Below are 13,073 nucleotides of genomic sequence, written 5' to 3' on the forward strand. Positions count from 1 at the left end.
TCGCTTACCAACGACGCTCTAGCTTCTTACGAAGCAAGATTGCAGCAGCATTCATCGTGATAAGGAAGGCCAGTAGTACGATGATTGCAGCACTGGTTTTCTGAATAAACATTCGCTCTGCAAAGTCAGCCCACATAAAGATTTGAACCGGTAATACTGTCGCAGGGTCGGTAAAGCCACCAGGAATATCAACAATGAAGGCGACCATACCAATCATCAACAGTGGTGCGGTCTCACCTAGAGCTTGCGCCATACCAATGATGGTACCCGTCAGCATACCCGGCATCGCCAATGGGATGACATGGTGGAAAATGGTCTGCATTTTCGACGCGCCAATACCCAGTGCGGCATCACGAATACTCGGCGGTACTGCACGAATCGCCGCGCGCGAGGAGATGATAATCGTCGGCAGAGTCATCAGTGCCAGTACGATACCGCCCACTAGCGGAATAGATCGTGGCATACCAAAGGTGACGATGAAGATCGCCAAGCCCATGATACCGAACACCACTGAAGGCACTGCCGCTAGGTTGTTGATATTGATATCAATGATCTCAGTCCAGCGGTTTTTCGGAGCAATCTCTTCAAGATAGACGGCTGCTGCAACCCCAAGAGGGAAGGCGATGCTGACACAGATAGCCAGGGTCAGGAGCGATCCAAAAAGCGCTCCTTTGATGCCTGCCATCTCTGCATCACGCGATGCAGAACCGAAGAACAGGTAGTCACTTAACTCGTAGCTGATTAAACCGGCTTCTTGCCACTTATCTACGATCTCAATGGTGAAGTCGTTGATTCGACGATCCTTTTCTGGGGTCTCACGTTTAATGAATCCACGCAGGAACGAGTCGATATCATCATCCACAGCAAACTTAATCGTTTGGGTTGTCCCCATCAGTTCAGGGTTCGCCTTTACGAAATCGATCAGGCGCTGTGAGCCACCCGAAGAGACCATCTTACGAAGGGCCTTCTTGGTTTTTCGGCCTCCCTCTTCACCAATAGAGGCCAGTGAGGCTTCCAAAATAATTTTGTCGGCATCGCCCGAGAAAAGCGAGGCATCTGACATATCACCTTGTGGGTCAAGACGCGCTTTGTCCAATACCACATCCAGCTGAACGTAGTGCTGGAACATACCTGGCAAGCCTTTCGTTAAGATGCCCGAGAACAGAATGACTAGGAATGTTAACGCTAAGCCAACAGCCGATAAGCCCATCAGACGAAAGCGCTTCTCTTTCTTGCGACGTTGTTTAAGTGACGCTTCAACGCGCGCAGTCGCCTCTTGAGGTGAGAGGCCCTTGAATGCCTTGTTAGTCATATTGTTCCCTGTACTTCTTAACAATTTGAAGGGCGAAGAAGTTTAGACCCAAGGTCAAAATAATCAGCATTGTAGATAGCGCAAATGCTGATAGTGTTTTCGCCGACTCAAACTCTTGGTCACCGACCAGAATTGTAACGATCTGAGATGTCACGGTTGTGACAGCATCGAGAGGGTTGAACGAAAGGTTGGCCGCTAGGCCCGCAGCCATTACGACGATCATGGTCTCACCCACTGCACGAGACACTGCGAGAATAACGGCCGCCACAATACCTGGTAGGGCCGCAGGAAGTACCACTTGGCGGGTGGTTTCGCTCTTAGTCGAGCCCAATCCGTAAGCTGCATCACGAAGTGATTGAGGCACCGCATTGATCACGTCATCAGAAAGAGATGAGACGAATGGAATGATCATTACGCCCATGACGAGACCTGCCGCGAGTGCTGATTCAGACGCAACGGTAAGGCCTAAAGATTCACCAAAGCCTTTGATGGCAGGTGCAACGGTCAAGGCTGCGAAGAAGCCGTAAACAACGGTGGGTACACCGGCTAGAATCTCAAGAAGCGGTTTAACAGTAGATCGCACTTTAGGTGACGCGTACTCTGCTAGGTAGACCGCACTGGCTAAACCTACAGGCACTGCAACAATGATCGCGATAGATGAGATCAACAAGGTGCCGGCAAACATCGGAAGCATACCGTATTTCGCTTCACCGCCACCCGAACCAGCGCGCTCTGCGCCTTCGAATTGAGGGTTCCACTCAGTACCAAAGATGAAATCAGTTGGCGGTACCAGTTGGAAGAATCGAATGGTTTCAAACAGTACAGACAGTACGATACCAATGGTTGTTAGTATCGCGATAGTCGATGCTGCAATCAGACCGTATGAGATCAGCTTTTCTACACCGTTACGTGCACGAAAATCGGAATCGATCTGACGGTAAGCGATTAGACCACACACAGTTGCTAGGCCTAATACCACGGCTGATTTCAGCATCGTAGAGGTTGCAGCCCAGCCAATCCAAGCATCTCCTGCTTGCAGAACCCATGCTTCAGGTTCACCAAAACGGATGCCTGCGACTATGTTTTCTACCTTGGCGAGCGCCACAATGGCTTGTGAGCCACCGGCAGCAAGGATTTCAGGAGGATAGAAATCACGCACCCAGCTCTGGAACAGCTGAATATCGATGATAGACCAGAGAATCAATACAACAACCGCTGGGAAGAAGGCTAAAGAGCCAGCCCAAAGGCCATAGTAGTTCGGAAGTGAGTGGAATACCTGCCCATTTGATCGAGCGATAAGAACCGTCCTTTTAGCTATGAAGTAAAAGGCGAGACTGATGACTGTTAAAATAATTAGCAACGAAGTCAGTGTCATTTCAGTATCTCAAATGCTGCAAAATCCGGCCTGTAATACAGGCCGGATTAATTTCAATCTAGGATTGGGTTACTTAAGAGCATCAGCAGTAAGAACTGGCAGTGCTGTCATGCGAGCAGCCATCTCTTCACGTTCTGCAGTTGGCATTGGGATCATGCCTGCGTCCGCTAGGATGCCATCTTCGTCCCAGTGTTTAGTCCACTCAGTCATGTACTCAGCAATGCCTGGTACAACACCAACGTGCTGGTGTTTAACGTACATGAACAGTGCGCGTGATGCTTTGTAAGAACCGTCAGCAATCGCTTCGAATGTTGGTGCTACGCCATCCAGTTTCGCACCCTGTAGAGTGTCAGAGTTCTGATCAAGGTAAGAGAAACCGAAAATACCGAAAGTTTCTGAGTCTTCTTGCAGCTTTTGAACGATCAGGTTGTCCTGCTCGCCAGCTTCGATGTACGCACCGTCAGTACGCATCGCACGACAAGACTTTGCTTTTTTGCCTGCTGCTTTTAGTGCTGCTTTCATCTCGTCGTCTTTTTTACAGAACGCTTTTTCGTTGATGATTTCAGCGAATGATGCACGAGTACCAGAAGTCGTTGGTGGACCGTAGACACGGATTGCAACATTTGGAAGCGCTGGGTTAACGTCTTTCCAAGTTTTGAATGGGTTATCAACTAGCTCACCGTTAACGGCCACTTTAGCTGTTAAGGCTTTACCAAGGTCTGAGCGAGAGATCTCTAGTTGAGCAGCGTCTTTAGAGTTAGCAAATACGATACCGTCGTAGCCGACTTTGATCTCAGTGATCTTCACGCCGTTTGCATCACAGTACTCTAGTTCGCCACTCTTCATGCGTGAAGAAGCGTTACCGATATCGATGAACTCAGTACCGATGCCGTCACAAACGCCTTTTTTACCAACAGAAGAACCGCCTGATTCAACAACAGGTGTGTTGAACGCTGGGTTACGACCTAGACGCTCAGCAACGATTGTTGCGAATGGAAGAACGGTAGATGAACCAGCGATGCTCACGTTATCTCGGGCCATTGCTGGAGTGCTCATTAGAGCGGTTAAAGTAGCAGCTGTTGTTGCGAGTCGTAGGAACATTTCAAACTCCTTAGTTTCTAAATCAGTCGGTAGGCTGTCGCTTACCTCTTTGATAACTATTAGGCGCTTGCTTTGTTACAACTCTGTGAAGCGTTTATGACAATTTAATGATAAATATAAGACGCAAAAAAGCCCCACGAAGGGGCTTTTTGATGGATAGTTTGGCGTTTATTAGACCATGATTCCACGGATTACGTAGAACAGAATCGCCGCCAATGTACCTGATGCTGGAACTGTAATAACCCATGCAGCGGCAATTTTGTAAACAGCTGAACGCTTAACCAGCTCCTGTTTGTACGCTTTCTTAAGCTGCTTGCGCTCTTTTTTGCTTAGTTCTGCAGAGGCTGTTTTCTTCTTAAGTTGCTTAAGCATTTTAGCTTTGTCATCGATTGATGCACTTTCAAACTTAGCAAGAAACTCTTCCACTTCCTCTTGATCAGCACCTTGGTGGTGCGATTTGATCTCGTTGATCATGCGAGCGTGGCTTGATTTCAAGTACTCACGAAGGAAGCCCACACCGAATACACCGCCCACAGCAATGTGAGTTGAAGAGACTGGAAGACCTAGCTGAGAAGCGATGATAACCGTGATCGCTGCCGCCATAGCGATAGAGAATGCACGTGTCTGATCCAACTCAGTAATCTCAGAACCAACGGTTTTGATCAGTTTTGGACCAAATAGTGCTAGACCCAACGCGATACCTAGAGCACCGATCATCATGACCCAAAGTGGGATCGCTGCTTTCGTTGAAATGCCGTGGTTAACGATCGCATCGTTGATCGCCGCTAGTGGACCAATGGCGTTTGCAACGTCGTTTGCACCGTGTGCGAAACTTAGTAGTGCTGCAGCGAAGATTAGAGGAATGGTGAACAGTTGGTTAACACCCGCTTTATCGTTATCCAGGCGGTCAGCTGCTTTAGCTACCAGACCTTTAACAATGAAGTAAATAACTACCGCAATGGCTAGACCGATCAGTAGAGCTGTCACAAAATCGAGTTTGATCAGCTTCTTAACGCCTTTAAGTGCTAGGTAGGTCGAGAATGCCCAAGCCATCAACATGATCAGCAGAGGTACCATCTTCTTAGCTGCAACACGCATGTCCGACTTATAAGTAATGGTGCGTTTGATTAGGTATAGGAAACCAGCTGCAATCAGGCCGCCAAGTACAGGTGAGATCACCCAGCTTGCTGCGATCGCGCCCATCTTGTCCCAGTTAGCAATACCAAAACCGCCTGCAGCGATACCAGCACCCAATACACCACCAACAATAGAGTGAGTAGTAGAGACAGGAGCACCAACAGCTGTTGCTAGGTTAAGCCATAACGCACCCGCTAGAAGTGCGGCTAACATCAACCAAATAAAGGTATCAGCATCACCAATCACTTCTGGGTTGATGATCCCTTTTTTGATTGTGCTGACAACGTCACCGCCGGCGATTAAAGCACCCGATGCTTCAAAGATAGCCGCGATAATGATAGCGCCTGTTAGGGTAAGCGCCTTTGAACCTACTGCTGGGCCCACGTTATTGGCTACGTCGTTAGCACCAATGTTCATTGCCATGTAACCACCGATCATTGCGGCAATGACAAGGATGTAACTTCCTGGGATATCCCCAACTTGTGCTGAGATAAAGAGAACAATACCTACTAGGAAGAGCAGGGCGTAACCGATGCGCATAACATCGCCACGGTTAGATGCTGTCGCTTTATCAAGCTTATTCATGTCTTTAATTTCCAAGAGAAGCTCCTCTTGCTTGGTTCATTGATTTACCACTACTTAAAGTAGTCGCTAATTTAAGTTGACGCCATTTAAATACACTTTTGTTACAAGAATGTTACACAGGTGTAATTTTTCTTTAAACAAACTGAAATGTTTTATTCACAGCGTTGTTAGATTAGCAAAACCAACGACTAGCCATTTGGTGCCTTCATAGTCGAAGTTCACTTGTACTCGGGCCTTCGGGCCGGACCCCTCAAAGTTTATGACCATGCCGTCACCAAATTTAGGGTGATTGACTCTCTGGCCTAAACTGAGCTGAGTATCGGGTACTTCGCTGGCAAAAGCGGATTGTGGTGTGAAGCTGACCTCCATATCCGAGCCACTCGAAAGCGGTCGGCGAACGCTAGCATTCAGGCGCACCTCTTCTATCAACTCCAATGGAATCTCCTGAATGAAGCGTGAAGGGCGGTTGTAGTTGTCTTGGCCATGAAGTCGGCGGGACTCAGCATAGGTCATGTAGAGTTTCTGCATGGCACGCGTAATGCCTACATAACAGAGGCGGCGCTCCTCTTCTAAACGTCCGGGCTCTTCTGCCGACATGCTGTGTGGGAACAAGCCTTCTTCCATACCGCATAGGAAGACCAGCGGGAACTCCAAGCCTTTCGCTGAGTGCAGTGTCATCAGTTGAACGCTGTCGGTATTGGGATCCGCCTGTGATTCACCGGCATCCAGTGCAGCTTGATCAAGAAAGGCTGCCAGCACGGAAGGGAACTCAGGGTTCTCCTCCTGGGACCACTGCTGCTCAAACTGGCGCGCTGCGGTCACTAGCTCTTCTAAGTTTTCGATGCGTGATTGAGCTTTTTCACCTTTCTCTTTTTCATGGTGAGCAATCAGTCCAGAGAAGCGAATGGTATGTTCTGTCCGCTCCTGCAGGGATGCCTCTTCTGTATCAACCGTCAACTGATTGACCAGATCTAAGAAGGCCTGCAGTGCATTGCCGGCACGTGCAGGTAGTTTCTTATGCTCGATAATCTCGTTCGAGGCTCGCCACATTGATATGCCTTGGCTTCGCGCGTAATCGCGTACCTCTTCAATGGTGCGGGTGCCGATGCCTCGGGTTGGCACGTTAATGACGCGCTCCATCGCCGTATCGTCATCGCGGTTGGCTATTAGGCGCAGGTAGGCGAGGGCATTTTTAATCTCTAAACGCTCATAGAATCGTTGGCCGCCATAGATGCGATAGGGAATTGCGGCACGGATCAGCATCTCCTCAAGCACACGGGATTGTGCGTTGGAACGGTAGAGAATGGCGCTCTCGTCACGACGATTACCATCCGATACCCACTGTGCGATGCGATCGACAATGAATCGCGCTTCATCCTGTTCATTAAAGGCTGCGTAGAGGCTGATAGGATCGCCTTGATTGCCCTCGGTCCACAGCTCCTTACCCAGTCGTCCAAAGTTGTTGCGAATGACGGCATTGGCCGCAGACAGAATGTTGTCTGTCGAGCGGTAGTTCTGCTCTAACTTGATGGTCTTAAGCCCACCAAAGTGTGCCTCAAGGTTTTGAATGTTCTCAATACGTGCGCCACGCCAGCCGTAAATCGACTGATCGTCATCGCCCACGGCCATCAGTTTGTGTTCACCCTGACAGAGCAGGCGCAACCAAGCGTACTGAATGGCGTTGGTGTCTTGGAACTCGTCTACTAAGACGTAACGGAAGCGCTCTTTGTAGTGCTGCAGCAGTTGTGGGTTCTTATCACGCAGCAGTTCAAGGCAGCGCAGCAGGAGTTCACCAAAATCGATCATGCCGCCGCGATCACAGGCTTGTTCATACGCCTCATAGACACGTATTAAGGTGTCTTGTACCAGGTCACCGGTGCGCTCTAGATGTTTACTGCGTAGCCCTTCATCTTTCTGTGCATTGATGTACCACTGAATCTGTTTCGGCGGCCAGCGTGAATCGTCTAATCCCATCTCCTTAGAGATGCGTTTAACCAAACGTAACTGGTCATCGGAGTCCATGATCTGGAAGTTCTCACGCAGCCCGGCCTCTTGCCAGTGCGAGCGAAGCAGTCGGTGCGCCAAGCCGTGGAAAGTACCGACCCACATGCCATGCACATTGACGTTGAGCAGGCTCTCGATACGTCCACGCATCTCTTTAGCCGCTTTATTAGTAAAGGTAACCGCCAATATCGAATAGGGTGAAATCTGCTCGGCTTCTATCAACCAAGCGATTCGGTGAACCAAGACACGCGTCTTGCCTGATCCTGCACCGGCCAGCACCAGAAGGTTGCTAATATCCGCGGTAACCGCTTCACGCTGCGCATCGTTGAGGGAGTCGATAATGTGAGTTACATCCATAGTGCCGCACTGCTCAAAAAGAGAAATTACTGAATGGGCGTACAGTATACGCATAATTATTATGGGAGTCTTGGCATTCCTACGCAGCAAACTTACACTGGGATGACATATCCACCTTCATTGAGTAGTGAATGCCCTTATCTGCTGACCATACGACTGCCCGTTTGGCTGAGTATCAAGCCAACCCTGTTACCGGGCCGAGGCTGCTCTTTTTCAGCGGTGGCACTGCGTTGAATGGCTTTTCGCAGATACTCAAACGATACACTCATAATTCTATTCATTTAGTGACCCCCTTTGACTCTGGCGGCAGCTCCGCTGTGTTGCGAAAAGCATTTGATATGCCTGCTGTTGGCGATTTGCGCTCCCGCATGATGGCGTTAGCTGACGCTTCACTCGACGGTCACCCTGAAGTGACCGAGCTGTTTGCGTACCGCCTGCCGACCGATGAATCACAGTCGTTATTACGTGCAAGGGTCGAGGCGATGCAACAACGCAACGACAGGCGCGTTCAGTCCATTCCCGAGCCAGTTCAGAGCATTATTTGTGATTTTTTAAACTACTTTCTTGAGTCAGCCCCCAAGGATTTTGACTTCAGGCGAGCCAGTATTGGTAATCTGATATTGGCGGGGGGCTACCTGAGCCATAATCGATCATTAGATCCTATTGCTCTGCTGTTTAGTCGTCTGGTTCATGTTAGAGGCCAAGTACGCACTGTTACGGACGAGTGCGGTGAACTGAAAGTGACGACAGAGAGTGGGCGAGAGATCATCGGGCAGCATCGGATGACAGGAAAAGAGTCCCAGCCATTAAATGAGCGTATCGCCTTACTTGATCTGCATTTGCCGCAGGGCACGGAATCGCATTTGGCTGATCAAGAGAGAGGTTGGATCAATTCAGCAGATCTGGTCGTCTTCCCGCCCGGTAGTTTCTATAGCAGTATTCTGGCTAACCTACTCCCCAAAGGGGTGGGTAAAGCGATCATGGATAACCCTGCCAGCAAAGTGTATGTCCCAAATTTAGGTATGGATCCTGAGCAGTTTGGTATGACCTTGCAGGAGCAGGTTGAGCAGTTGGAACGATTTGTTGCTCGAGATGCAGGCGGTGGTTTTCAAGGTGGATCGGAGCGCTGTATCGATATTCTGCTGACCGATTCCACACTGTTGAGTGGCATTGATGCAGAGTTTCTAAACTGGCTTGGTAAGCGTGGCATTCAGCTTTTGGATGTTGATCTGGCTAATCCTGAACGCACAGATCGCTACGACGAGATTAAGTTGGCGGAAGCTTTATTATCACTGGCATAGATAGATGGGTCAGACCATATATGACCTTCGGTCTGACACCACTCTCTTAAATGTAGAAATTCGTTCCTACAGCTGACTCGGCGATTTAATTCGGTGCATCAGCACCTGTTTAAACTCATCAGGGTCTTTCAGTGTCTTATCGCTGCCGTTGCCTTGCTGGGCATCAACCCAAGGCTCAAGGCGTGATAGCCAAAAACGCATCGCGGCGGTACGAGTCAGCTGCGGCCAAACCTCATGCTCTTCTGCACTAAAGGGGCGAATCGCTGAATAGGCTTTTAACAGCGCTTGCTCTCTCACCGGATCAATCTGCAGATTCTCATCCAGACACCAATCATTGGCGACAATCGCAAGGTCATAGAGCCAGTAGGCGGTTGCCGCATTGTAGATATCCAGAATTGCCGTCAGCTTATCCTCATGGAACAGCGCGTTGTCATGGAAAAGATCGCCATGGGTAATGCCCATCGGCAGGTTGGTGTAGGTGTCGCGTAGCTCATCAAACCGAGCGACCTCTTCGGATAGCAGATCACGAGACTCTGAATCGATAAAAGGCGCGAGTCGTTCACTCTCTCTGCGCCACCAAAATACCCCACGGTGTGCCTGACGCTTTAGATAAAAATCCTTAGAGGCTTGGTGGTAGTGTGCAAGGGCTGTGCCGATTTGAGCACAATGATTGGCCGTCATAAGCTCGCGTTTTAGGTGTGCACCGGGGTATCGCGGTTGAATAATGGCCGGTTTTTTTGAGATCTGTTTCAGACCAATGCCATTGCGATCTTCGATGGCATAAGAGACGGGAACATTACGTTTCGCTAGCCAGCTGCCCAGTTCAACAAAGAAAGGTGCCTCATCTCTGTCAAGCTCTTCAAAGAGAGTGAGTACATACTCCGCCTGCTGGCCGCTCTTTTCTGTTGTTAAGAAAAAGTTGGTGTTTTCAATACCACCGTCAATGCCTTTAAGTGCCACGGCCTGGCCAATATCAAAATCAGCGAGCAGTTTGTCGAGGTCGGTGTCAGACACCTGAGTGTATACAGCCATGGTTGGTTCTCAATGATCAGGGGCTATCTGCTGCTAAAGCTTGGGTGCAGCAGCGCTTTTGTCTATGATTGTGTGCCTTGCTTAAAAATACAATAGATATCTTATTATGACCGACACAAAAGCCCCCGTAGTTCTCGTTGATGGCTCCTCTTATCTGTTCCGCGCCTTCTTTGCGTCACAACAGGCTGATTTAAGAACATCCGACGGACGTCCAAGCGGTGCGGTGCGACTGGTCACCTCAATGATGCGCAGTCTGCTAAAGAGTTATCCAAACTCTCCTGTGGCGGTCATCTTCGATGCTAAGGGTAAAACCTTCCGTGATGAGATCTATCCTGAATACAAAGCACAGCGTCCTCCGATGCCCGATGATCTGCGTGAGCAAATTGAGCCGGTTCACAACATTATTAAGGCAATGGGATTGCCACTGTTGGTGGAAGAGGGCGTCGAAGCGGATGATGTGATCGGTACACTGGCGCGCCAGGCCGAAGCGCACAATTTAGAGGTTGTGATCTCAACGGGCGATAAAGATATGGCGCAGTTGGTCGATGATAAGGTCACCCTAATCAACACCATGACTGACACTAAGATGGATCGCGACGGGGTGGTCGAAAAGTTTGGTATTCCCCCAGAATTGATCATCGATTATCTGGCTCTGATGGGCGATAAGGTCGATAACATTCCAGGTGTGCCTGGCGTGGGCGAGAAGACAGCACTGGCGCTTCTGCAAGGTATTGGCGGTATCAGTGACCTCTACCAAAATCTCGATAAGATTGCCGATCTAACCTTCCGTGGCTCTAAAACCATGGCCAAGAAACTTGAAGAGCATCGTGAAGCGGCTGAGCTCTCTTATCTGTTAGCGACTATTAAAACGGATGTTGAACTGTCGATCTCTCTATCGGATGTGCACCTTCCGCAACCTGATAACGCTTCGTTGATTGAGCTGTTTAAGGATTACGAGTTCCGCTCATGGGTGGCGCTATTAGAGGGCCCCGATGGGCAAGCTGTTGAAGACTCTGCGCCTTCAAACGAGCCCGTTGCTCCTAAGCCCAGTGTTGAACGCCACTACGAAACCATTTTGGATCAGGCGACGGCCTCTGCGTGGTTTGCCAAACTGCGCGCTGCGGGCACCTTTGCCTTTGATACCGAGACGACCAGCCTAAACTACATGCAAGCTCAGTTAGTGGGTGTCTCATTCTGTTGTGAAGAGGGCAAAGCGGCCTACTTGCCACTGGGCCATGATTACGTCGGCGTGCCGGAGCAAGTTAATTTTGATTGGGCGTTAGCTGAGCTTAAAACGCTGCTCGAGGATGCCTCCCTCAATAAAGTGGGTCAGCACATTAAGTACGACATGAATGTGCTGGCGCGATATGGCATTAATGTTCAAGGCGTATCAGCCGATACCATGCTGGAATCCTATGTACTGAACAGCACCGCGACACGCCATGATATGGACAGTTTGGCTAAGTTCTATCTAGATGAGAGTACCATCAGCTTTGAATCCTTGGCGGGTAAAGGCAAGAAGCAACTGACCTTTAATCAGATCGAGATAGAGCAGGCCGCCCCTTATGCCGCTGAAGATGCCGATATTACGTGGCGTCTGCATGAGACCTTGCAGCAAGCTCTAAATGAAGTGCCTTCGGTGAAACCGATTCTAGACGAGATCGAGATTCCACTGATTCCGGTTCTGTCACGCATTGAACGCAACGGTGCGCTGATTAAATCGGTACTGCTGGCGCAACAGAGTGCTGAGATCGAGCAGCGCCTTAAGGTGTTAGAGAACGACGCGTTTGAAGCGGCGGGTGAGCCGTTTAATCTATCCTCACCTAAACAACTGCAGACCATTCTGTTTGAAAAGCAGGGGCTGCCGGTGATTAAGAAGACTCCGAAAGGCGCCCCGTCGACGGCAGAAGAGGTGCTGCAAGAGTTGGCGCTGGAGTACCCACTGCCCAAGCTGATTATTGAGCACCGCGGTCTAACCAAATTGAAATCGACCTACACGGACAAGCTGCCGACGATGGTTGATCCCAATACGGGTCGTCTGCATACCTCATACCATCAAGCGGTGACGGCTACAGGACGTCTCTCTTCGACTGACCCGAACCTGCAGAATATTCCGGTTAGAACGGCCGAAGGTCGACGTATCCGACACGCCTTTGTCGCTCCAGAGGGCTACCGCATGGTGGCGGCCGACTATTCACAGATCGAACTGCGCATTATGGCGCACCTCTCTGGCGATGCGGGATTGGTCAATGCCTTTGCCAATGGCGATGACATTCACAAAGCGACGGCTGCCGAGGTCTTTAAGGTCTCACCGGATGAGGTCAGCACCGATCAGCGCCGCAGTGCCAAAGCGATCAACTTCGGCTTGATCTACGGTATGTCTGCGTTTGGTTTGGCCAAGCAGTTGGGTACGTCGCGTAAAGAGGCGCAGACCTACATTGAGCACTATTTCGAAACCTACCCAGGTGTCCAAAACTACATGGAGAGCACCCGCGACATGGCGCGCGAGCAGGGGTACGTTGAGACCATCTTTGGTCGCCGTCTCTACTTGCCAGAGATCAACGCCCGTAACCCAATGTTGCGCCAAGGGGCTGAACGGACTGCGATCAACGCTCCGATGCAGGGTACCGCCGCCGATATCATTAAGCGCGCTATGTTGGCGGTAGATGCTTGGCTAACAGAAAGCGGCTTTGATGCCAGAATGATCATGCAGGTGCACGATGAATTGGTCTTTGAAGTGGCTGAAGATCAGGTTGATGCATTTAATGCTGAGATTAAACGTCTAATGGAGTCGGCCGCTGAATTGAGTGTGCCGCTGTTGGTCGAAGTGGGTGTCGGGGATAACTGGGAGCAAGCGCACTAAGCTTGC

8 protein-coding genes are annotated in these 13,073 nt (G+C 50.0%); 2 read left to right on the forward strand and 6 right to left on the reverse strand.

Annotated elements, in window-relative coordinates:
* Positions 1-4: 4 nt before the first annotated feature.
* The 5 genes from pstA to uvrD form a co-directional block, all read right to left on the reverse strand.
* Positions 5-1,312 (reverse strand): phosphate ABC transporter permease PstA, encoded by a 1,308-nt coding sequence (gene pstA, locus XMG48_RS09535; protein WP_173481840.1) that lies wholly within the window; start codon positions 1,310-1,312, stop codon positions 5-7.
* Entirely contained in the window at positions 1,305-2,687 is a 1,383-nt protein-coding gene (gene pstC, locus XMG48_RS09540; protein ID WP_173481841.1) for a phosphate ABC transporter permease subunit PstC, read from the reverse strand. The genes pstA and pstC overlap by 8 nt, the downstream gene beginning before the upstream one ends.
* Positions 2,688-2,756: 69 nt before the next feature.
* Positions 2,757-3,788: a substrate-binding domain-containing protein gene (locus tag XMG48_RS09545; RefSeq protein WP_173481842.1), complete on the reverse strand. Its 1,032-nt coding sequence runs from the start codon at positions 3,786-3,788 to the stop codon at positions 2,757-2,759.
* Positions 3,789-3,959: 171 nt separating this feature from the next.
* On the reverse strand, positions 3,960-5,510 hold the full coding sequence (locus XMG48_RS09550) for an inorganic phosphate transporter (protein WP_217362113.1): 1,551 nt from the start codon (positions 5,508-5,510) through the stop codon (positions 3,960-3,962).
* A 156-nt stretch (positions 5,511-5,666) separates the two neighbouring features.
* On the reverse strand, positions 5,667-7,871 hold the full coding sequence (gene uvrD / locus XMG48_RS09555) for a DNA helicase II (protein WP_173481844.1): 2,205 nt from the start codon (positions 7,869-7,871) through the stop codon (positions 5,667-5,669).
* 131 nt (positions 7,872-8,002) lie between these two features.
* On the opposite strand from uvrD, the gene XMG48_RS09560 reads away from it, so the two are divergent.
* Complete coding sequence (locus XMG48_RS09560; RefSeq protein WP_173481845.1) at positions 8,003-9,172, forward strand: GAK system CofD-like protein; 1,170 nt, start codon at positions 8,003-8,005, stop codon at positions 9,170-9,172.
* Between the two features lie 66 nt (positions 9,173-9,238).
* Here XMG48_RS09560 and XMG48_RS09565 read toward each other — a convergent pair whose 3' ends face one another.
* On the reverse strand, positions 9,239-10,204 hold the full coding sequence (locus XMG48_RS09565) for a homoserine kinase (protein WP_173481846.1): 966 nt from the start codon (positions 10,202-10,204) through the stop codon (positions 9,239-9,241).
* A gap of 106 nt (positions 10,205-10,310) precedes the next feature.
* Here XMG48_RS09565 and polA point away from each other — a divergent pair, with 106 nt between their 5' ends.
* Positions 10,311-13,067 (forward strand): DNA polymerase I, encoded by a 2,757-nt coding sequence (gene polA, locus XMG48_RS09570; protein ID WP_173481847.1) that lies wholly within the window; start codon positions 10,311-10,313, stop codon positions 13,065-13,067.
* Positions 13,068-13,073: the final 6 nt, after the last annotated feature.

It is taken from the genome of Marinobacterium sp. xm-g-48 (genome assembly GCF_013282925.1).
GTDB lineage: Bacteria > Pseudomonadota > Gammaproteobacteria > Pseudomonadales > Balneatricaceae > Marinobacterium_E.

Excerpts from the sequence above, each read along its gene's own strand:
- pstA (WP_173481840.1), bottom strand. The coding sequence starts at position 1,312 with ATGACTAACAAGGCATTCAAGGGCCTCTCACCTCAAGAGGCGACTGCG.
- pstC (WP_173481841.1), bottom strand. The coding sequence starts at position 2,687 with ATGACACTGACTTCGTTGCTAATTATTTTAACAGTCATCAGTCTCGCC.
- XMG48_RS09545 (WP_173481842.1), bottom strand. The coding sequence starts at position 3,788 with ATGTTCCTACGACTCGCAACAACAGCTGCTACTTTAACCGCTCTAATG.
- XMG48_RS09550 (WP_217362113.1), bottom strand. The coding sequence starts at position 5,510 with ATGAATAAGCTTGATAAAGCGACAGCATCTAACCGTGGCGATGTTATG.
- uvrD (WP_173481844.1), bottom strand. The coding sequence starts at position 7,871 with ATGGATGTAACTCACATTATCGACTCCCTCAACGATGCGCAGCGTGAA.
- XMG48_RS09560 (WP_173481845.1), top strand. The coding sequence starts at position 8,003 with ATGCCCTTATCTGCTGACCATACGACTGCCCGTTTGGCTGAGTATCAA.
- XMG48_RS09565 (WP_173481846.1), bottom strand. The coding sequence starts at position 10,204 with ATGGCTGTATACACTCAGGTGTCTGACACCGACCTCGACAAACTGCTC.
- polA (WP_173481847.1), top strand. The coding sequence starts at position 10,311 with ATGACCGACACAAAAGCCCCCGTAGTTCTCGTTGATGGCTCCTCTTAT.